Annotated in this window: 16 protein-coding genes; 14 read left to right on the top strand and 2 right to left on the bottom strand. The window is 59.2% G+C overall.

Translation table 11 applies throughout. The features are described from left to right. Window positions 1–92: 92 nt before the first annotated feature. Window positions 93–1,190: an HNH endonuclease gene (locus KI611_RS16825; protein ID WP_226416802.1), complete on the top strand. Its 1,098-nt coding sequence runs from the start codon at window positions 93–95 to the stop codon at window positions 1,188–1,190. 211 nt (window positions 1,191–1,401) lie between these two features. On the opposite strand, the gene KI611_RS16830 is transcribed toward KI611_RS16825, so the two are convergent. Next, window positions 1,402–2,508 (bottom strand): hypothetical protein, encoded by a 1,107-nt coding sequence (locus KI611_RS16830; protein WP_226416803.1) that lies wholly within the window; start codon window positions 2,506–2,508, stop codon window positions 1,402–1,404. A 364-nt stretch (window positions 2,509–2,872) separates the two neighbouring features. On the opposite strand from KI611_RS16830, the gene KI611_RS16835 reads away from it, so the two are divergent. Beyond that, window positions 2,873–4,174 (top strand): hypothetical protein, encoded by a 1,302-nt coding sequence (locus KI611_RS16835; protein WP_226416804.1) that lies wholly within the window; start codon window positions 2,873–2,875, stop codon window positions 4,172–4,174. A gap of 379 nt (window positions 4,175–4,553) precedes the next feature. On the opposite strand, the gene KI611_RS16840 is transcribed toward KI611_RS16835, so the two are convergent. Then, the gene (locus tag KI611_RS16840; RefSeq protein WP_226416805.1) at window positions 4,554–5,330 is read right to left on the bottom strand and encodes an SDR family NAD(P)-dependent oxidoreductase; all 777 of its coding nucleotides are present in this window, start codon (window positions 5,328–5,330) and stop codon (window positions 4,554–4,556) included. 355 nt (window positions 5,331–5,685) lie between these two features. On the opposite strand from KI611_RS16840, the gene KI611_RS16845 reads away from it, so the two are divergent. The 12 genes from KI611_RS16845 (at window position 5,686) to KI611_RS16900 (ending at window position 20,943) form a co-directional block, all read left to right on the top strand. Further along, window positions 5,686–6,312 (top strand): TetR/AcrR family transcriptional regulator, encoded by a 627-nt coding sequence (locus KI611_RS16845; protein ID WP_226416806.1) that lies wholly within the window; start codon window positions 5,686–5,688, stop codon window positions 6,310–6,312. Between the two features lie 41 nt (window positions 6,313–6,353). Continuing rightward, a complete protein-coding gene (locus tag KI611_RS16850) occupies window positions 6,354–8,378 on the top strand; it encodes a hydantoinase/oxoprolinase family protein (RefSeq protein ID WP_226416807.1) in 2,025 nt (674 codons plus the stop codon). After that, window positions 8,379–8,708, top strand: coding sequence for an acetone carboxylase subunit gamma (locus tag KI611_RS16855; protein ID WP_226416808.1), 330 nt, complete (start codon window positions 8,379–8,381; stop codon window positions 8,706–8,708). Window positions 8,709–8,717: 9 nt separating this feature from the next. Then, window positions 8,718–9,563 (top strand): hypothetical protein, encoded by an 846-nt coding sequence (locus KI611_RS16860; RefSeq protein WP_226416809.1) that lies wholly within the window; start codon window positions 8,718–8,720, stop codon window positions 9,561–9,563. Between the two features lie 62 nt (window positions 9,564–9,625). Beyond that, complete coding sequence (locus KI611_RS16865; RefSeq protein ID WP_226416810.1) at window positions 9,626–11,764, top strand: hydantoinase/oxoprolinase family protein; 2,139 nt, start codon at window positions 9,626–9,628, stop codon at window positions 11,762–11,764. Between the two features lie 21 nt (window positions 11,765–11,785). Next, window positions 11,786–13,858 (top strand): hydantoinase B/oxoprolinase family protein, encoded by a 2,073-nt coding sequence (locus tag KI611_RS16870; RefSeq protein ID WP_226416811.1) that lies wholly within the window; start codon window positions 11,786–11,788, stop codon window positions 13,856–13,858. 11 nt (window positions 13,859–13,869) lie between these two features. Next, complete coding sequence (locus KI611_RS16875) at window positions 13,870–15,498, top strand: AMP-binding protein (protein ID WP_226416812.1); 1,629 nt, start codon at window positions 13,870–13,872, stop codon at window positions 15,496–15,498. Then, a complete protein-coding gene (locus KI611_RS16880) occupies window positions 15,498–15,983 on the top strand; it encodes a Zn-ribbon domain-containing OB-fold protein (protein ID WP_226416813.1) in 486 nt (161 codons plus the stop codon). Before KI611_RS16875 ends, KI611_RS16880 begins: the two co-directional genes overlap by 1 nt. Then, on the top strand, window positions 15,971–17,116 hold the full coding sequence (locus KI611_RS16885; RefSeq protein ID WP_226416814.1) for a thiolase family protein: 1,146 nt from the start codon (window positions 15,971–15,973) through the stop codon (window positions 17,114–17,116). The genes KI611_RS16880 and KI611_RS16885 overlap by 13 nt, the downstream gene beginning before the upstream one ends. Window positions 17,117–17,137: 21 nt before the next feature. Continuing rightward, window positions 17,138–17,596, top strand: a complete 459-nt coding sequence (locus KI611_RS16890) for a hotdog fold thioesterase (RefSeq protein ID WP_226416815.1) — start codon at window positions 17,138–17,140, stop codon at window positions 17,594–17,596. Between the two features lie 252 nt (window positions 17,597–17,848). Further along, entirely contained in the window at window positions 17,849–19,555 is a 1,707-nt protein-coding gene (locus KI611_RS16895; protein WP_226419939.1) for a DUF1302 domain-containing protein, read from the top strand. A 23-nt stretch (window positions 19,556–19,578) separates the two neighbouring features. Further along, window positions 19,579–20,943 carry a DUF1329 domain-containing protein gene (locus KI611_RS16900; RefSeq protein WP_226416816.1) on the top strand — a complete coding sequence of 455 codons (1,365 nt, stop codon included), beginning with the start codon at window positions 19,579–19,581 and terminating at the stop codon, window positions 20,941–20,943. Window positions 20,944–20,985 lie beyond the last annotated feature (42 nt).

The raw sequence follows: 20,985 nt of genomic DNA on the forward strand, positions 1-20,985 counted from the left end.
ATGTGAGTGCAAAAGGTGGTTAATCGGCTACGGTCGTTGCAATACTAAGCGACTGCCACCAATAACAATTTCGGAAAGATGAGAGTAATGCAATGGCGCTGTTCATCCAAAAACCGATTCTCTGGAATACCTACCACTACCTACGCCCCTCAGGCGTGATCGCCACAAGTGGTTACCCACGAGAGAGCGGCTATGGACACGAAGAGTGGAACAATTCGCCGCAACTGCTGCTCAAGCGGGGCCGAGAGCATTTTCGAGTCTTCCACACGGAAAAGATTGGCTCCGCACCACTCGACGAAAACGCGGGGCAGACGTTTGTCTTTATGACTGTCTCACATGATGGCGTCCAGCAGCTCGTCGGCATTGCAGGTAACGCGATCGGGCTCTCGCAAAAACGCGATAAGGCGCAGCGCGAAGAGATCATTCAAGAGCTTCACCTGGGCGAGTTATGGGAGGACGCTTGGGCAGTCGAGAATGTGCAAGAGCAATATGGCGGCAACCTGCGCCGCTTCCTCACGGGTTGGCGACGCGATTTGCACTGGATCCCCAACTGGATCTGCCCCGACGACTTCTATTGGTGGCTCGATACGCCGATTACGCTCAACGCACAAGTAATCACCGGCAAGAGCAAGCTGCTGAGCATGTTTGGCAGCTATACGGAATGGGATCTGCCCACCGTTGGTCGCGTGCTCGACTCTGTTCCTCCGAATCAGCGAACCGAAAAGTGGGCGCGCCTCGCGGATGCGGTGCAGAGTGCGCCAACGGATATCCTCGACGCCGATGACCGCCCCGATGGCGAGGAGCCGATTACCGACGTGCTCATCCGAGCGAATGCACGGCGAGGCCAGGGCCTGTTTCGAGAGAACCTCATGCGGGTGTGGAACAGCGCTTGCGCGGTCAGCGGGATCGATTGCCGTGAACTGCTCATCGCCTCACACATTAAGCCGTGGAAAACATCCACGCCGAAGGAGAAGATCGATCGCCTCAACGGGCTTTTGTTGTCGGCAAACCTCGATGCGCTCTTCGACAAGGGGCTTATCACCTTTGACGACAACGGAAACATGCACCTCTCCCCCCGGTTGGACGGTCGCCATCGCGAAGTGCTCGGATTGCCCCAGCCACTGCGCTTCGTTCCCAAGGGCGTTGACGTTTATCTGAGATACCACCACGACAACGTCTTCCAGCGCTGAATGGCCCGGACGTTGCCCCCGCAGCCGCGCGAGCTGGCCATTGGGGGGCTTGCAGCGTCACCCGATTTCAAGCTGGATCAGAGCATCGAGTCTCTGTGACCGAGCGGCGACGACGGCCTTAGCAAGCCAATTGCTTGAGATCGCCAACGGCCACTTCGTGACACTCCAGTTCGGAAAATCTGAATTGGCTAGCTGACCAGCGCACTGCAAGTTACGTAGTGGCCATGATCCGAGTCGGTAGTTGAAAGACATCTCCGATGACGTCTGCTTTGCGATCTGGATACAGACGCCCCAACACATCGGCAGCAGCCGCATCCGTTCGAAATACATCCACAATAGGGAAGTATGTGACGTGAAATGCGTCAGCAAGGTCGCTACCGAGGGGCTTGCGCGGTGTACTGATCTGCGAAGATCTACGAATGAGCTCCGCTAGGTATCTGATGAGAGCATCAAAGGAAAGCATAGTGTCGCTGACGGTTACCACATCTCGATTTGGATCGAAATCTTTAAGATCGGTCATCAATTTTGGAACGATTGATCCGCGAAGTTCCTTTACCAGCCTATCCAACTCCTGATTAATCTCAACTGTAAGCACGGATTTTTGTTCGCCAGTCGGGGCGGCGCTGGCACGCAATGCGACTTCACTCCTGACCGCAGTTACCGCATTAACATAAGACTCATATCCGCTTCTAAGTATGTTCGGAAGATCTAATCCGTTATCAGAACTGGATGTCAGGAATAAAGAGAACGACTCAATATCTTGAATACTATCCTCAACCATGCAGACAACATCCTCCCATTCCGTTTGATGCCCGTAGTATTTCAAAAATACCGCTGTATCCTTAAGGAAGGGATACGTCTGGCGAAACTCTGCCATTACGGCTTCCATGTTCTTTTTCCGGCGCAATGTCCGATTCAAGCCACGCCTTTCAGCGCGGTTGCCTCGCTCAGGACGATCCAGGGGTTGGCTGCGTATTCCAATATCAGGAAACCAATTAGTGGAGAGCGGAGGAGGCTGATCTCCACGCCTTTTACAGAGATCCACTGTAATTTCGTGCTCTAACAGCGTAGTGAACGACGGCAGGCTGTCTCTACCACAGAATTCAGCTACAGTACGAATTCGCTCAAGACCATTTGCGGTTGCCTTGCCGTCCTTTGGGTACGCCTCGTAGATGTGTACGTCACTGAAAACAAAGCGTGCCTTGCCTGCTTTTTTCAGTTGCAGTAATTCCCCCTTGAGTTCTGCATACTTCGCATAGTCCTTGTGCTTGGTCGAAAAATGAGAAAAATCCTGGCTATCGAGATAGATGGTTATCATTTAAATTCCCTGTGGCGCAATCTTGAGCTGCCTGTGCAGAGCAGCGTGTTCACTAGTTTATCGAATTGATGATCGTAGTTTGCCCTAGCCATGGCAGGTGGGATATGGCTAATCGTAGAATGCAGGCGTTCAATTCGATCCGTTGAAGAAGTGGGATGCCAGGTAACGACTCCGCTCGCTTACTTGCCTTTGGGTGGCCAAGGCGACTAATAGCAGGTGCTGGTCGTTTGAGCCGTTCAGGTCGGATACGAATCAGTGCTCAGCAGAACCTGATTTCGCATGTAACCGGGGAAGATACAGAGGCCATACCCTATCGTTTTCGTGAAGCAGTGTATTTTCAGCTCATCAGTATGCGAAGAGACGCATGAACACAGACCAATTCAAAGCAAGCAAATTTGGCTCATGGGCTACCGAGCAAACTCACCGCGAGTTCGAGCGCTTACCCGCCCTCCAAAAGGAAGCCCTTGATCTGCTTGTTGAGTCTGTGAGACTCGGCGAAATTACTACTATCGATGGCGTCGACTCGCCACTTACGAGGCGTATCCAAGCCCATCACGGCGTGACCCAGTTTGAAATGAACAGCAACTGGATCGGTACCGACCAAGATTGGAAATGCCCGTGCTGCGGGCGTTCTAAGTTCCAAATATCTCGCATTGGGAAGAAGGGACAGATTCTCGCCAAACTGGTGGTTCACCACGACCACATGGGCCAGGTGCTTGAGGAAGCTTTCAATCGCGCATTTGTAGAACGAGGCACACAGGTCGCGCAACAAGAGGGGCTGCGTCTAGTTGAACGAATGGGAAGGGCGTTTTCTGCCTACGATGAGGTCCTCATCTGCGAGGACTGCAATCACGCTGACAGCGAGGCTAAGAAACTGACTGGTGTGCCTCGCGAATTCTCCTTCTCGATTGGTCAGATGCATCAGTTCATCCAGTACGGAAATCATCGTCCGCATCAGATCAATGCCGCGATCGCTTCCGACATTTGGCGCAAGGCTGAGCCAGCCTACCGTTTGCGAATTTCCTTAATCGAACAAGTCGCTCACGCCGCTGCCAGCGATTCTCACTGGCATGAGTCATTTCCGAATCTGGCACCTGTGCCGACCCTGGACTCTGACAGCTATAGGCTTGGTGACCGCGAGATCAAACGATGGGTCGGTGTCGAAACAACGCTACGCGCGCTGGGCCCAAAGACCAAGGTTTCCGCACCGAATCTCACGAAATGGCGCACGACGCGACCCAAGTCCGGAAAACCCCTGCCACAGAATTACGTGGCCTTGCTCCGCTCGGCACCAGGCTCAGCGCGCATGTGGGACTCTGTACCAGATAACTGGCGTTGCCCGACCTGCAACCGCGACAAGAGCGCTGTTGTATACATTGGCGATAAGCAAAACGTCCTGGCAAACATGCCGGAAACCTCGGGCCGAGGCGCCTGGGCACGTGCAACGCGAATCTGCGGACACTGCAAGACAGTCTTGCTGGCTCTGAAACACGAAGTGGAAGACCGCATTGGCCACGACATTCAGAACAGCTACCAGTTTGTCTCTCCGGTGGAACTACAGTCCATCATTCGCAGCCGGCCCCAGTGTTCGCACGAGGTCATACCTGATCGCGCCGCCGCCCTAGTAGAGGTAATTGTTGCGCGCCAGAATCAAAATGGCGGCTAGGTGGCAAACCGGGCATATGTACTTCTGCGCGCTTGGCGAAGCTGTTGCAGACTATGGTGTCCAGTACAGACGCTATTGCAAACTTTGGGGGCTAGGAGTTGCAGACCTAGAGTACTGGGCCCAAGACAAGCTGTTGTTTTGTAGAGAATTGCAATTGCAGTCTATAGGTGGTGCCCACACGAAAAGCGGGTGACAGCATGAGTTGCGATAAACCAAGAAGCCCCGGGATCAACGATCCCGGGGCTTCTTTTTTGAGCAGAATTCTGCTCTGACAAACCAGACAAACTTCAGGACGGGCTTGACGCTACCGTTCCACGTTATTTCAACGGCATTCCCAAGGGAGGGTGGCGCGTCCGAACTCTCGTTCCCGGCACGTTGATCAGACGGCCGTAAAGCCGCCGTCAATGATCAGATGGGTTCCGGTGACGAAGCTGGATTCATCGGATGCCAGGTAGAGGATGCCGTTGGCAATGTCGATCGGTTTGCCGATCCGGCCGATCGGATGGAGGGCGGTGAAAGCCTCAATCGCCTGCTCTTCCGATGCGCCGGTGGCCAACATGGCCATTTCCCTGCCGGCCTTGGTATCGACCAAGCCCGGGTGAATCGAGTTAACGCGAATCTGATAGCCCTTTTGCCCGGAATACACCGCGGCGGATTTGGATAGCATGTGGATGCCTGCCTTGGCGGCGCAATATGCCGCCAGGTTGGGCGCGCCGGAGAAGGCGGCCACGGAGCTGACATTGACAATGCTGCCGCCGCCGGTTGTCTTCATCCACTTGATGGCGAGTTGTGTGCCAAGAAAGGTGGCATCAAGGTTGATCGACATGATCCGCCGCCATTCTGCGAAGGTGACGGTCTCGATGTCGTTGTAGGTTCCCCCGCCGGCATTGTTGACCAGAATATCCAGCTTGCTCGCCCGGCCCTTGATGGTGGCAAAGACCTCATCCCAGGCCTCGGGAGAACTCACGTCGTGATGCAGATATTCGGCCTTGCCGCCCGCTGCGGCGATCTCCGCAACGACCTCCCGGCCGCCGCCATCGTCGATGTCCGTCAGCCAGACGGTAGCTCCTTCGGCAGCCAGGAGCTTTGCCGTTTCGCGCCCCAAGCCATTGGCGGCACCGGTAATCAGGATGGTCTTGCCAGCAACTCTGTTCATCTAACTTCTCCTCTGTTTTGGTTTTAAGGATGGGCCTTCAGAACGATCAATCCGCTCCGGGTTGGCCTGTGCTCGCCCCAAGATTGTGACTTACCGAAAAGTATATAGAACAATCGTTCTTTTTCAAATCCATCAGAAATATTTTTTGCTTAATTTTAAATAACAATTTAAAACAATGACTTAGAAAGCAATTTGTTTTCTTGCAAAATATTTACGCTTTGGTGTTGACAAGAAAGTTTTGTCAAATAGAATGCGAAACAGAACGACTGTTCTAGTCGGAATTAGGCAGTCAAGGTTTGTGCTCGAGGCTGGATGTCAGGCCGGGGCGAAAACAATTTTTGTATGAAAGTGAAATATGGGAACCGTCAAAGAAAGTGCCGTCGATCTGGAAAAGGAAAAGCCGGGGCGCCGAGAGGAGCTTTTGCAGGCTGCCTTGGATCTCTTTTCCGAGAATGGCTTCGAGGGAACCTCGATTCGGGATATCGCCAAAACGCTGGGGGTGAGCGTCTCGGTGGTCTATCACTACTTCCAGAACAAGGAGGGCCTCTGGTCGGAGATTCTTGAATACTCGATCAAGGCTCTGCCGGGCAAACTCGAAGCCGCCCTGGCTGGCGGCGGTCACGCCCTGGAACGATTTCGTCGCCTGTTGCGGGCCCACCTTGTGGCTTCGGCCGATTACCACAAGGAATCAAAAATGTTCCTGATCAGCCACGATCGCATGTCGGTGGATGGCGACAAGGCCAGCAAGGAAATCCAGAAACGGATTCTCGGCATTTACGTACGCATCCTCGATGAACTGAAGCAGGAAGGGTGGGTGAAGACCGGCAGCACCAAGATTCTGGCCTTCAACATCCTCGGCGTCGTGAATTGGCAACTCCGCTGGTATCGCCCGGATGGCCCGCTTGATAGCGAACAAATCTATGACGAAATGATCACCTTCATCCTCTACGGGGCAGTAGGAGTGCCGCCAGGACGCAGTTGAACGAGTTGAACCCGAAAAAAATCATAAAGGAGACAATGTGTATGGGCTTTACAGTCGATATCGATACAGGCGGCACTTTTACCGATGGCTTCATCACCCGGGGTGATCAATTCCGGACGGTCAAAACCCCCACCACGCCACACGATCTGACCGTTTGTTTCATGGAATGCATCAAGGAATCCGCCAAGGCCTTCGCAGTGCCTTTGGGCGACTTTCTTTATGACACGGATATCATCCGGTTTTCCAACACCATCGGTACCAACTCGATCATCCAGCGCGATGGTCCAAAGATCGGCCTGATTGTCACGGCCGGTTTTGAAGGGCTGTGCCCGACCCATGCCGGCGATGGCAAGCGGCCCGTGGTCGAGGCCAGCATGGTGGCGGCGGTCAACGAGGAAACCAGCGAAGCGGGTGTCGTTCATCGGGTTCCGGAACGAGACCAGGTCCTCGCCGCCGCGCAGTCGCTGATTGACCGGGGGGCCCGCTGCCTGGTCATCGCGCTCAATCACGCCGACGTCAATTCGGAGAACGAGCGCGTGGTCCGGGAAAGCATCAAGCGGGAATATCCCCGCGACTATCTCGGTTCGGTGCCGGTATTCCTCAGCAGCGATATCGTCCAGCGCCCCGGCTATCAGGAGCGCATCAATACCGCATCGCTCAATGCCTACATTCACGGCAAGCTGACCCGCCTGCTCTACAAGGCGGGAGAAGATCTGCGGCGGCAGCAGTATCGCGGTCACCTGTTCATCGGTCACAACAACGGTGCGGTTGCCCGTGTGGCGAAAACCCGGGCGATCAATACCTACAACTCCGGGCCGGCCGCCGGCTTGCTGGGCGCCAAGGAAATCGGGGCGCTTTACGGGGCGCGCTGCGTCATGTCGGGCGACATGGGGGGCACCTCCTTCGATATCGGCTTCGTGGTGGATGGCGAACCGAGCTATGCGCTGCGTCCGGACGTCGAAGGCTTCGGTTGCAACCTGCCGATGCTGGCTATTCGCGCCCTGGGCGCTGGCGGCGGGTCGATAGCCGAGGTGGTCAATGGCGTTTTGCGGGTTGGTCCGCAGTCCGCCGGCGCCTTGCCCGGCCCGGCCTGTTTCGGCCTGGGTGGCAAGCGGGCGACGGTGACGGATGCCAATCTCGTGCTGGGCTGGCTCGATCCGGACTATTTCCTGGGTGGGAGCAAGAAACTTGATCGCGAAAAAGCGAGCGCGGCGATTGAGCAGGACGTCGCCAAGCCACTCGGGATTTCCGTTGAGGAAGCCGCCTGGTTGATCAAGGAAACGGTCGAGGCCGATGTCGGTCGCGAACTCAGCGACCTGCGCAAGGACATGGGCCCGCACCCCGACCCGCTGCTGGTCGTCTATGGCGGTGCCGGTCCGCTGCATAGCTGCGCCATCGCCCATGCCTCTGGCATTTCGACCCTGGTCGTCACCCCCTTCTCCGCCGTGTTCTCGGCATATTCATCGTCGCTGATGGATGTCGGCCACCTTTACTACCGGCGCCTGGATCTGCCTTTGCACAGCCATGCCGACCTGTCTCTGGTCGACAAGGCCGTCGGCGAACTGCGCCAACGGGCCGAGGCCGATATGCGCGGCGAAGGTTTTTCCGCCGCCAGCATTACCTGGGAGCTGGAGTTGATCGTCCGCTCGGCGGCCGGCAGCGAGGCCAAGATAGCGGCCCCGGTCGATTTTCACCATAGCCCTGAAGGACTCCAGGCCGTGCGCGAAAAAGCCACGGCCTTGCTCGGCCCGGCCGGGGATTTGCCGCTGACGCTGTGCACCCTGGGGCTCTTTGGCAAGGCGCCGGTAGCCCATTACCTGCCACGCGAAGTGCCGGCCGCCGAGGCGCCGGTGCATGCCGCCCGGCGCGGCCAGCGCCAAGTCAGCCTGCATCGCCAAGGCCCGGCCATTGCCCTTGATGTTTATGACCGGGACCTGCTCGGCAACGGTCACCAGGTGTCGGGGCCGGTCATCGTCGAATCCCGGCAAACCACCATGGTGATCCCGCAAGGCTGGTCGCTGAAGGTGGATCGCTACGACAACGCTCTGATCGAAAGGATGCATTAAATGAAGGTCAGGATCACCGAATATCTGGATATCGATCTGACTCGCGAAAAATGGCACTGCCATTCCTGCGGCCATGAGTTGACCGATGCAACGAACAACTACAAACACGGATGCCTGGTCGCTGAGGTTCCCATGGAGACAGCGCACCCGCCGCTGACCGAGTCGACCTTCTCCTTCACCCCGGACCCGGATTTCTGCCGCCTTCTCGAATTCTATTGCCCGGGCTGCGGAACCACGCTGGAGAACGAGTACCTCCCGCCCGGCCACCCGATTACCCATGACATCGAACTGGACGTCGCGGCGCTCAAGGCCCGCCACGGTGTCCGCTAGGGAGAACCGGTGAGTTACTTTCGGACAATTTCCCTGGGCGAGATTCCCGAGCGGGCGATCTGGTTGCCGTTTCTGGAAACCCTCGCCGCCCAGGTTGAAGGCTGCGACGTGCCGACGCTGCTTGGCGATGCGACGCGCTGGGCCAACGCCCTGCCGCGCATTGCCAAGCTGGTCGAGGCCAAGGTCGTGGCCGTCGGGTTTCTCAACGAGCATTGCCTGGAGGCGTTCTCCGCCATCCCCGACGAACCGTGGCGTCACGACAGCTTGGCTGCCTTGCTCGAATGTATCCGCCGGCTGGCCGAAACCGTCCGCCCGGAAAGGGAGCTGGCGGTCGCCCTGCCCGGACCGGCGCGCATTTGTCGCAGTCTCGGCTGGCCCTTGGACCGGGCATCCCTGGATCGCATCAAACCCGGCCTGATGAAGCTGCTGGAAATGGCCTGCGAGTGCCGGCCGGATCTGGTCGTCATCGACGAGTCGGGCGAGCCGGATGCCCTCCTGGCCACGCCGGACTATCGGCGGATCTGCAGCACGCTGAAGAATGTCACCGAGTATTTCGGCATTCCTCTCGGCCTGCGGGTTGCCGGCTATGACGACGGGGCGGTAACGATCCAGGCCCTGCGCACCCTGCGCCTGGATCACCTGCTGCTCGGTCAGGCGGCGACGGGATACCCCCCGCTGGCCGAGGCCCTCGCTGCAGCCGCCGGTCAGGGCTGGCAAAGCCTGGGCCTGCCTCTGGCAGACCCGGACAAGGCAATCGCCCTGCCGCGATCGAACCCTGCCGGCTACTGGTGCTCGCCTGACCAGGAAACCGATCTGGAGCTGGCACGCAAGACAGGACAGGCCCTGGCGGCCTGATCGACGAACGATATCAAGGCAGCTCGGAGCGTTTGAGTTGCCAAAATTATAAGGAGCGAGACATGGGATTCAACGTAGGGATCGACATCGGCGGCACCTTCACCGATTTCTGTTCGGTCGGCGACGACGGGCAGATCATTGTTTACAAGACACCGACCACGCATTACGACCTGTCGGTCGGCTTCATGCGCGGCATGCGCGAACTGGCCAAGCGCTCCGAACTGGCCAGCCGGGAGTACCTGTCCCAGGTGCATGCCTTGCGCTATTCGACGACGGTCGGCACCAATGCCCTGATCGAGCGCAACGGCCCCAAGCTGGCCCTGATCACCACGGCCGGCTTCGAGGACACCATCTTCATCGGGCGCTCCCGGAGCTGGGCCGACGGCTTGCCGCTCCATGAGGTCAAGGACATGGCCCGGATCACCAAGCCGGCCCCCCTGATCGATCCGGACATGGTCGCCGGGATCAGCGAGCGTATCGATTGCAACGGAAAAATCATCTGCCCGCTCTCCCGTGAGGACGTCCTCGCCAAGCTGCAGGCCCTGGTCGACAAAGGGGCGATGGGCTTCGTCGTCAGCCTGATGTGGTCCTTCGTCAATCCCGAGCACGAGCGCATGATCAAGCAGATCATCGAGGAGGAATACCCCGAGGATTACCTCGGCGCCATGCCGGTGACCCTGTCCAGCGAGATTTCGCCGAAGGCCGGCGAATACACCCGGACCATGACGACGGTGGTCAATGCCTACATTCACGGGCTGATGGCCGACAACCTGAATCGCCTGGGCAACGAGCTGCGCGATGGCGGTTACGAGCGGCCGCTGATCCTGGTGCACAACACCGGCGGGACCAAGAAGGTTTCCCGTACCAAGGCGGTGCTCACCCACAATGCCGGTCCGGTCGCCGGTATGTACGGCTCGGCCGCGGTCGGCGCGCTCTCCGGCTACCCCAACGTGGTCTTCACCGACATGGGTGGCACTTCCTTCGACATCGGCGTCATCGTCAATGGCGAACTGCGCGCCCATGACTTCATCCCGGTGATCGACCGCTGGCGCACCAACATTCCGGCCATCGAGGTCAAGTCGATCGGTGCCGGCGGCGGCTCGATTGCCTGGATCAACGAACTGATGGGCAAGACCGTCGAAGTCGGTCCGCAATCCGCCGGCTCGATGCCCGGCCCGGCCTGCTACGACAAGGGCGGCCAGGAACCCACCGTGACCGATGCCGACCTGGTCCTCGGTTACCTCAATCCGGACAACTATCTGGCCGGCGAGATGTATCTCGATGTCGAACTGTCGCGCGAAGTCATCGCCGAAAAGATCGCCAAGCCCCTCGGCATCAGCGTCATCGAAGCGGCCTACCGGATCCGCCGGCTGGTCGATGCGCGCATGGGCCAGGAAGTCTTCAACGAAGTGGCGCTCAAAGGCCATGATCCCCGCAAGTTTGCCGTCTTCGCCTGCGGCGGCGCCGGCGCCACCCATGCCTGCGGTTTTGCCCCCTACATCGGCGCCCGTACCGTCGTCGTCCCCGCCGTGGCCTCGGTCTTCGGCGCTTTCGGGGCGTCGACGATGGAGATCCGCCAGGTCTGGGATGTCTCGCGCTCGCTCAAGCTCTTCCACTGGGACAAACAGTCCTATCTGAAAGATCTGGAATCCTTCAACCGGGTTGTCCAGGACTTGAAGAGCCTGGCAATCCGCGACCTGAAGCTGGAAGGTTTTGGCGAAGAGCAGATGGATTTCCACCTCGAACTGGATATGCGCTATGGCAGCCAGTACAACCTGACCAAGATTCCGGTGCCCCGTCTGTTGCTGCACAGCGAGGACGACGCGCGGGAACTATGCGAAGCCTTCACCCAGCGTTATTCGGAAATCTACTCCCCGGAGGCAGCTTTCCCGGTAGGCGGCATCAACGTCGAGGGTTTCTACCTGACCGCTTCGGTAAACCAGGAAAAAGCCGCCTTCAAGCAAAGCGTCGGAACCGGGGCATCCCCCGCCGCCGCCGCCCTCGGCACCCGCCCGGCTTGCTTCGACCCGGCCCAGGGTCTGGTCGATACGCCGGTCTATGACTGGCGTCTGCTGCAACCGGAAAACACCATCCACGGACCGGCCCTCATCGATGCCCCGGAAACCACCTATGTCATCGACCGCGGCTGGACCTACACCATGGATGCCTGGCGCAACGGCGTCCTGCAGCAGAACCGCTGATTCCCGACTGGAGAAAAGACAATGAATGCACCTGCTACTTTCCGCTATGGACGCGATTTCGAAGTCGTCCAGCGCTTGCGCCCGGAACCGATGAGCGACCGGGAACGGGACGCCCAAGCCTTGATCGAGGGGCTGGAGTTTGAAATCTTCCAGCACAAAGCCAGCATGATCGCGCTGGAAGGCAAGGAAACCACCATGCGCCTCGGCGCCTCGACCGCCATGCGCTGGGGCGACGTGGCTTTCGGTATTTACACGGCGCGCGGCGATCTGGCCATCTGCGCCACCGGCATCTACCACCACGCCGTACTCTCGCAAATTCCCGTCAAGTACATCGTCAAACACTGGCGCGACGACCCATCGGTCGGCCTGAATGACGGCGACTCCTTCTTCTTTAACGACCCCTTCTATGGCGGGGTGCACAACGCCGACATGGGCCTCGCCATCCCGGTGTTCGCGGACGGCGAGCTGGTCTGCTTTATCGGCGCCGCGGTCCATACCGGCGAATGCGGTGGATCGGAACCCGGCGGCATGGTCAATGGGGCGCACTCCCGCTATGACGAAGGTCTGTTGGTCCCGCCGATCAAGATCGGCGAGAACTTTGTCCTGAAGGAAGATCTGCTGGCCATGCTGTCGAACATGACCCGCGACCCACGGACCATGATGCTCGACATCAAGGCCCGTCTCGCCGCCTGTCGCATCGCCGAGCGTCGGGTCAAGGAAATCATTGTCGAGAAGGGGGCCGATTTCTACGTTGGCGCGCTACGCCGGGTGCTGCAGGTGACCGGCGAAGCAGCCCGCAAGAAGGTCTCGCTGATCAACGACGGGGTCTATCGGCAACCGCGCTTCATGGACACCACCGGTCCCGAGGACGCGCTGCTCAAGATCAATCTGACGGTGATCAAGAAGGGCGACAAGATCAAGCTGTGCTTCGAGGGCTCGTCGCCGGCCATTCCCGACCGCCCGGTGAACAGCTACTTCCAGGGCATCATCGGTCTGGCCATGGTCTATTTCTGCGGCTGGTTCTTCCATGACCTGCCGGCCAACAACGGCCTGCTGGAAGCGATCGAGTGGGAGTTCCCGGAAGACACCTTCGTCAATGCCAAGGGCGACATGCCGGTCTCCTACGCGCCGGCGACCCAGGTGGCCTTCACCCAGGGCATGTTCATGTGCGGCGCCCGCATGATGTACGCCATCGATCCGCTGCGGGCGGTCGGCTGCTGGTACTCGGGGTTCGCGGTGACGCCATTCGGCGGCTTCAACCAATGGGGCGAGCCGATTGCCGACATCACGCCGGAAATCAATGCGACCGGCGCCGGCGCCCGGCCGGACATGGATGGCGTCGATTCGGCCGGCGCCTTCTTTGCGACCATGAGCGACTGCGGCGACATCGAGTCGATGGAAGCCGATCGTCCCTTCGTTTATCTGTTTCGCAATTTCTTCAATACCTCCTACGGCCACGGCAAGTTCCGCGGCGGTTCCGGCGTCGGCTATGGCGTAATGGTGCATGGTGTGCCCTGGGTCGCCATCGGCGGCATGGGTTTCGGCACGCGCTTCCCGGCAACGCTTGGCATTTTTGGCGGCCGGGCATCGCCCCCCGTATTCGTCCAGTCCGTCCATGGCAGCAACATGAAAACCCTGCTGGCCGAAGGCAACTCGGATATGCCGCGCAATATGGGCGAGCTTTACGAGAATGCCACGGTGGAAACCGGGGACCGAACACTGGGTCACGTCAGTTCGCCACCGAAGGCCTTCGCCGAGGGCGACACGCTTTACGTCCCTGTCCTCGGCGGGGCCGGCTATGGTGATGTCCTCGAGCGTGAGCCGGCCAGGGTGGCGGCAGACCTCAAGCGCAATCTGGTTACCCCCTGGGCGGCGGCGAACATCTACAAAGTGGCCTTCGACAAGGAGACCCTGCGTATCGACCAGGCCGGCACCGAAGCCCTGCGCCTGGCGACCAGAGAGGAGCGCAAGCGGGCCGGCAAGCCCTACGCCGAATTCATCAAGACCTGGTCCGAGTTGCGGCCGAAGCCGGAAGTGCTGCGCTACTACGGCGCCTATCCGGACCCCGCCGCCCAGCTCGGCAAGGCTGCCTGAGGAGAACGGAGATGGGGCAAATAAAGCTGTTCTCGCCAGCGGAACGTACGATCCATCATCTACTGGAGCGGCGGGCCGAACTGCAGAAGGAGGCCACCTTCTTCTGGTTCAAGGATGAGGCATTCAGCTATGCACGGCTGAATCGCATGGCGTCCTGCGTCAGCAAGGGGCTGCAGGACATCGGCGTGGCCAAGGGCGACCGGGTCGCCGTGATGCTCGGCAACCGGCCGGAGTTTCTAGCCGTGTGGTTCGGTCTGGCCAAGCTCGGCGCTATTGAGGTGGCGCTGAATACCGCGCATCGCGGCTATCTGTTGTCCTACCAGCTGAACCAGGCGCAGTGCAGCGTGCTGATTGTCGATAAGTCTTTCCTGCCCTGCATCGAAGACATCGGCAAGGATCTCGACAGCTTGCGGCATGTCGTCGTTCTCGACCTGGACGAGGCCTTGCCCGAACTTCCCGGAATCGAGGTGCAGCGTTACGCCGACCTGGTGGCCCGGGGTGAAGACTATCGGCCGGCATCCGTCCATTGGAACGATCCGCTCGGCATCATGTTCACTTCGGGAACGACCGGGCCGTCCAAGGGCGCGGTACTTCCTCAGAACTACGCCATCCATACGGCGGAGATAATTTCGGAAATCGCCGGTTACGGCCCGGACGACTGCCTGTACAACGCATTGCCGCTGTTTCACGGCAATGCCAAGTTGCTGTCGACCATGCCCGCCTTGTATTCCGGCGCCACCATGGTGCTGGCCGAGCGTTTTTCGGCCAGCCAGTTCTGGGACGATATCGCCCGCTACCGGTGCACCGAATTCAACTACATCGGCAGCATTCTTTCGATCCTGCTCAAGGCCGACCCGCAACCGGACGACCGCGAAAACTCCTTGCGGGTGTTGCTCGGCGCGGGCGCCACGCCCGGGGTCTATGAAGCATTCGAGGCGCGCTTCGGGGTTTCGCTGATCGAAGGCTACGGCATGAGCGAAATCGGTCTGCCGCTGATGAGCCGCCCGGGAGCCTGCAAACCCGGCACCTGTGGCAAGCCCCACCCGGATTACGAGGTGATGGTGGTCGATGACGAGGGACAGGAGGTAGCCGAGGGCGTGCCGGGCGAATTGCTGGTAAGACCGAAAAAGCCCTGGACAACCCTCCTTGAGTATTACCGGATGCCGGAGAAGACCGTCGAAGCGTGGCAAGGTCTCTGGTTCCATACCGGCGACTATTTGCTGCAGGACGACGAAGGCTTCTATCACTTCGTCGACCGCAAGAAAGATGCGATTCGCCGCCGCGGCGAGAATATCAGCTCCTATGAAGTCGAGACCATGGTGACCAGCCATCCGCTGGTCCTCGAAGCCGCCGCCACGCCGGTCAAATCGGAACTCGGTGAAGACGAGGTGATGATCACGGTGGTTTTGCGCGAAGGTGCGCGTTTGTCGGCGGAAGAGCTGATCGCTCACTGCGAACAGGTGATGGCGAAATTCATGGTGCCGCGCTACGTCCGTTTCGTTGCCGGCCTGCCCAGAACGCCGACCGAGAAAGTCCAGAAGTACGTCATTCGCGACCAAGGCGTTACCGCCGATACCTGGGATCGGGAAAAGGATGCCGGGCACGGCACGCCGGTCGCCAGACAGGGAGCACCCGTCTGATGATCGACAAAACCATGCCATCAGCCCACCGGTTGATTGATCAGCCGCCCCCAATGGTTGTTCCCGATCTGTTTCAGGCCCTCGATGGCGATGCCGGACGGCATGGCCTGGTCGGCGGCTATTGCCCCAGCTGTGACCGGCATTTCTTCCCCACCGCCGGGCAATGTCCGGGCTGCTACGGAAAGCTGCAACGACAGGTCTTCGGGGAACGCGGCCGCCTCTACAGCTTCACCGTGGTGCGCACCAGGGCGCCGTTTGCTCTGCCCGAACCCTATGCGGTCGGCTATGTCGATCTGCAGGACGTGCCGCTGCGCGTCTTCGCCCTGCTCGACCCGGCGGCTATTCCTTATCTGCGGGTCGGCGCCAGCCTGACCCTCAAGTCCATGCTGCTCGGCGAGAATGCGTTGGCGACGCCCTGTCTGCGGCCGGTGTTCTGCCTGAGCCAGGAAGACGCTGGCAGCACGGAGGCCTCATGCGCGGAGTAATGATCGCCGGGACCGGCAACATCCCCTTTGGCAAGCATCTTGACCAATCCGTGGTGTCGATGGGCAGCCAAGCTGGACTGCGGGCCTTGAGGGATGCCGGGCTGCAAGCGCGGGACATCCAGATGGGCGTTTTTTCGAATGCCTTGGCCGGCAAACTTTTCGGCGACCTGACCATCGGCCAGAACGTCTATGCCGATCTCGGCATGACCAGCATCCCGGTGATCAATGTCGAGAACGCCTGTACCTCGGGCTCCACCGCCTTCTATCTGGCCTGCATGGCAATCCGCGCCGGCGAGGTGGATTGCGCGATGGTCATTGGCTCGGAAAAAATGTGCGTCCCGCAGATCGGCCTCCTTAGTTCGGGAAACAGCGAGATCGATACGCTACTCGGCCTGGTAACGCCGGCCAGTTTCGCCCTGCGGGCACGGCGCCACATGACGGAGTTTGGCACGACGCTTGAGCAGATGGCGATGGTGTCGGTCAAAAGCCGCCTGCATTCGGCGTTGAATCCGATTGCCCAGTTCAACAAGTCGGTCACCATCGAGGAGGTCTTGGCCTCGCCGCTGATCGCCGACCCACTGACGCGGCTCCAGTCGTGTCCGATGGCCGACGGCGCATCGGCCATCGTCCTGTGCTCCGAAGCGCTGGGGCGACGGATCGATGCGCGCGTCAGGGTTCGGGCATCGGTCTTGCGCACCGGCGGCTATGCCAACCCGCAGGATCTGGCCCGTTGGCATACCGACTACGAAGGCGCCCGGGCGGCCTACGAGCAGGCCGGGATCGGCCCCGACGATCTCGATGTCGTCGAATGCCACGACGCTTTCTCGATTGCCGAGATCATGCATTACGAAGCCCTCGGTCTATGTCTGCCGGGAGAAGGCGGACGGTTTGTCCAGTCAGGCGCGGCGGCCCTGGGCGGCGCCCATCCAGTCAACGTTTCCGGCGGTTTGTTATCGCGCGGCCATCCGGTCGGCGCTACCGGTATCGAGCAGATTGTTGAACTGAGCCTGCAGTTGCGGGGACGGGCAGGAAAACGCCAGGTGAGCGGAGCAAGAACAGGACTCGCGCATTGCATGGGCGGTGACAAAGCTGCCGATACCAAATCCATGACCGCCATCGTGTTGTCGGTCTGACTCTGTACAGGAAAAAAAGGCATGACACAGCAATGCAAACACCCGGACCCCGACGAACTGGCCAGAAATGTCGGCCGGTTCATGTCCTCCCTCGACAAGGTGGGAAACCGCCTGGGCATGCGGCTGGATGAAATCCGGCCAGGCTATTCGCGGATCACCATGCAGATTACAGCGGAGATGATCAACGGCCACAACATCTGTCATGGCGGCTTCACTTCTGCCCTGGCCGACACCGCCTGTGCCTATGCCTGCAATTCACACAATCAGAACGCCCTGTCTCAGGCCCTGAACATTGTTTTCCTGACCCCTGGCGCGCTGGGCGAAACCCTCGTGGCAGAAGCGCGGGAAAGCGCCCGGGTCGGCCGGACAGCGACCTACGAGATCACCGTTAGCGCCGCTGACGGCCGGATGGTGGCTGTCGCCCAGGCGCAGTGCCGCGCGGTAAAGGGCCAGATGATTGCCGACCCATTGTCGCCATGAATCTGTCGGCACAAGTCGGTTGAAAATTTTTTGACCTGAAAAAGAACGAACGTTCGATAAGTAGGCAACAACAAGAACCAGGCAGTCCGCAGTAATGCATCGGCAGTTGAGCAGGAGGTCTTGTAGCAACGCAGCAGAGGGCGAAGTACAGCATCAAATCGGCAGGAGGCATTCAAAAATTTTCTGGAGGAGTTCGTGATGCAGTATTCGAAAAAAAATTACCATCGGCACGCGCGGTCAACCATCCCATGGATGGCGGGCGCCCTGTTTTCGGCCCATGCCCTTGGGTTTCAGACAGAGCTGGAGGATGGAACAAAAATAATTTCCACCACCAACATTTCCTACGGCTCGCAATGGCGGGCGGCAAGTCCGATGAAGGAGCTCATCGGTCCGGCCTACGGCGGGGTTTCCGGCTCCTCGGCCAATGACGACGGAAACCTGAACTACAAGAAAGGCGACCAGGTTTCGTCGGTGGTCAAGCTGGTCTCCGACCTCGAAGTGAAAAAGGACAACTACGGGGCGCTGGTCCGGGCCAAGGCCTGGTACGACATGAACTGGGAAAACCACACCGTCCCTCATGGCAGTTCGGTCAATCAATATGGCGGGGGGGCGCTGAGCGACCAGGGCTTCGTCAATGAAGCGCAGTTCTCCGGGGTATCGCTGCTCGATGCCTACGCCTACGGCAACTTCCGCCTGAACAATTCGGATTTGACGCTACGGGTCGGCAAGCAAGTCCTCAACTGGGGCGAGTCCACTTTCTTTCAGGGGCTGAACCAGACGAGTCCCCTCGACATACCGGCGCTCCGCCGTCCGGGAGCCCAGGTCAAGGAAGGTCTGATCCCCGTCGAAACGGCTTACTTCAGCTGGGCTCCCCGGGATCAACCACTGTCCATCGAAGGCTTCTATGAATGGAAATTCCGTCCTTTCGTGGTCGATGGTTGCGGCACCTTCTTCTCGACCTCGGACATCGGCGTCGATAACAGTTGCGGCGCCAGCGCCAACCTTGGTCCGGCTATAGCCTTCCCCGATGGTTCTGTCGGTTACATGCAGCGCGGTAGCAACCGCAAGGCCAAGGATTCCGGGCAGTACGGCTTCGCAACCCACTACAACATCGAATCGGTCGATACCCAGGTGGGCCTGTATGCGATGAATCTTCATTCCGGCATTCCGATTTTTTCGTCTTACACATCCAGCCCGACTCACGGCATGGCTCAATTGCAGTACCTGAAGTACATGTTCGAATATCCGGAAGATGTCCGGCGCTATGGCGCGACCATCGCGACCAACATTCCAGGCGGCTGGTCCTTGGGGATGGAGTTGAGCCACACCCCCAACCAGCCGGTCCAGGTCAGCGCGGTGGATATGTTCTACGCCGCGGTCGGTAGCGGTCTCGGTCCCTTGGGCAGCAAGTATGCCGGGGCGGCCGATGGCACCTACATGCGCGGCTATGACCGGGTGGCTCAGACGCAGTTTCTGGTCAATACCTTGAAGCTGCTTTCACCAATGTGGGGGGCAACGGGCGGCATGTTCATTGCCGAATTCGCCTATCAGCACGCCAGCATCGACGATCCCGACCAGCCCGGCGCCACGCGCTACGGCCGCTCTTTCAACTACGGCGCCAATCTTGCCCCGATCTGTCCGTCGACCGTTCCCGGGCAATGCAGCAACGACGGCTATGCAACGAAAAACGCCTATGGCTATCGCCTCTACGGCCAACTCAACTACACAACCGACATCGGCGTTTCGGTCAAACCCGGGATCTATTTTGCGCACGATTTGAAAGGCTGGTCAGTCGATGGCCAACTCAACGAGAAGCGCCGGATGCTCGGTCTTTCGCTGCGCTTCGAGCGGGCGGCCTATTGGGCCGAAGCCTCTTATGTCGGCTACAACAGGAATGCAACATATGACGATGGCCGGGACCGCGCTTTCTACGGCTTCAGCCTCGGCTACACGTTCTGATACCAACCAGAGGAGGAATGAATATGAAAAATCATACGAAGCGGTTAAGTCGTTCCATCATCGTTGCATCGTTGCTGATATTGGGAACCGCGCACGCCAAGATGACCCCGGACGAGATTGCCCGTTTGAGCAAGGATCTCACGCCGGTCGGCGCCGAAAAGGCGGGCAATGCAGATGGCAGCATTCCCGCCTGGAACGGCGGTCTAACCACGCCACCGGCCGGCTTCGATGCCGGGAAGGGATACATCGATCCGTTTGCTGCCGAAAAACCGGTCGTGACGATTACCGCGGCAAATGCCGATCAGCATAAGGACAAGCTGACCGAAGGGCATTACGCGATGCTCAAGAAGTATGCAAGTTTCAAGATGAACGTCTATCCGACGCACCGCACGGCGGCTTACCCGCCCGACATCTACGATGCAATCAAAAAAGGCGGCAACGCGGCCGAACTGAGCGACGAGGAAATCACCTGCTCGGGATGCGGCGTGATTCCTTTCCCGACGCCGAAAACCGGTCGGCAGGTCATGTGGAATCATCTGTACCGCTATCGTGGCGGCGGCGTCGAGCGGGATCTGGTAACGGCTCCGGTGCTCGCCGACGGGAACATCCTCTATTACAACAAGCCACATATGATCTGGGCCCAGCCGACCGATTTTCTTGACAAGGAAAATGTCCCGGCCGGTCTGGTCAGCTCGTTCATCTTCTTTCAGACCGCCCCGGCCCAGGTGGAAGGTCGTGCCGGAGTGGCCAAGAGCTACTCGAATCCACTGGCGCGCCCGCTCGATTTCTACTTCTACAACGCCGGCTTGCGCCGGGTCAGGAAGATGCCGGAAACGCCCAATGACTACTTTGACGATGCGCTGGAGGGCTTGCGGACGGCGGACCAGTTCGACGGCTTCTTTGGCTCGCTGGTGTCCTACAACTTCAAGCTGGTCGGCAAGAAGGAAATCATCGTTCCCTACAACAGCTACAAGCTGGCCGATCGCAGCCTGAAGTACAAGCAGATATTGACCAAGAACCATCCCAATCCCGACTACCTGCGTTTCGAGAAGCACCGGGTCTGGGTCGTCGAGGGCAGCCTGCGGGACAACCAGCGCCATATCTACTCGAAGCGGACCTGGTACGTCGATGAAGACAGCTGGACCGTGCTGCATGACGATGCCTACGATTCGCGCGGCCAACTGTGGCGGGTGAATGACGTCTACACCATGCAGTATTACAACGCCATTGTTCCCTACATCCAGTCCTGGGCAATTGCCGACTTGAACAGCGGCGCTTACATCGCAGAGTGGATGGACAACGAGGAAAAGCGCCCGATCAAGTTTGGCGTCAAGAGCCGCTGGGCCGATCACAGCGCCGAAGCGTTGAAGCGCATGGGAACGAAGTAGCAAAAGACTATTTATCCCTGTCCGGGGGCGAAGTCATAGTCG

The organism is Dechloromonas denitrificans, from assembly GCF_020510685.1.
In the GTDB taxonomy this organism is placed as follows: Bacteria; Pseudomonadota; Gammaproteobacteria; order Burkholderiales; family Rhodocyclaceae; genus Azonexus; species Azonexus denitrificans_A.

What these genes read in the sequence shown, in the direction of transcription:
- KI611_RS16890 (WP_226416815.1), top strand. Translation starts at nt 17,138, where the DNA reads ATGACACAGCAATGCAAACACCCGGACCCCGACGAACTGGCCAGAAAT.
- KI611_RS16865 (WP_226416810.1), top strand. Translation starts at nt 9,626, where the DNA reads ATGGGATTCAACGTAGGGATCGACATCGGCGGCACCTTCACCGATTTC.
- KI611_RS16885 (WP_226416814.1), top strand. Translation starts at nt 15,971, where the DNA reads ATGCGCGGAGTAATGATCGCCGGGACCGGCAACATCCCCTTTGGCAAG.
- KI611_RS16880 (WP_226416813.1), top strand. Translation starts at nt 15,498, where the DNA reads ATGATCGACAAAACCATGCCATCAGCCCACCGGTTGATTGATCAGCCG.
- KI611_RS16875 (WP_226416812.1), top strand. Translation starts at nt 13,870, where the DNA reads ATGGGGCAAATAAAGCTGTTCTCGCCAGCGGAACGTACGATCCATCAT.
- KI611_RS16835 (WP_226416804.1), top strand. Translation starts at nt 2,873, where the DNA reads ATGAACACAGACCAATTCAAAGCAAGCAAATTTGGCTCATGGGCTACC.
- KI611_RS16895 (WP_226419939.1), top strand. Translation starts at nt 17,849, where the DNA reads ATGGCGGGCGCCCTGTTTTCGGCCCATGCCCTTGGGTTTCAGACAGAG.
- KI611_RS16850 (WP_226416807.1), top strand. Translation starts at nt 6,354, where the DNA reads ATGGGCTTTACAGTCGATATCGATACAGGCGGCACTTTTACCGATGGC.
- KI611_RS16870 (WP_226416811.1), top strand. Translation starts at nt 11,786, where the DNA reads ATGAATGCACCTGCTACTTTCCGCTATGGACGCGATTTCGAAGTCGTC.
- KI611_RS16900 (WP_226416816.1), top strand. Translation starts at nt 19,579, where the DNA reads ATGAAAAATCATACGAAGCGGTTAAGTCGTTCCATCATCGTTGCATCG.
- KI611_RS16840 (WP_226416805.1), bottom strand. Translation starts at nt 5,330, where the DNA reads ATGAACAGAGTTGCTGGCAAGACCATCCTGATTACCGGTGCCGCCAAT.
- KI611_RS16830 (WP_226416803.1), bottom strand. Translation starts at nt 2,508, where the DNA reads ATGATAACCATCTATCTCGATAGCCAGGATTTTTCTCATTTTTCGACC.
- KI611_RS16825 (WP_226416802.1), top strand. Translation starts at nt 93, where the DNA reads ATGGCGCTGTTCATCCAAAAACCGATTCTCTGGAATACCTACCACTAC.
- KI611_RS16845 (WP_226416806.1), top strand. Translation starts at nt 5,686, where the DNA reads ATGGGAACCGTCAAAGAAAGTGCCGTCGATCTGGAAAAGGAAAAGCCG.
- KI611_RS16855 (WP_226416808.1), top strand. Translation starts at nt 8,379, where the DNA reads ATGAAGGTCAGGATCACCGAATATCTGGATATCGATCTGACTCGCGAA.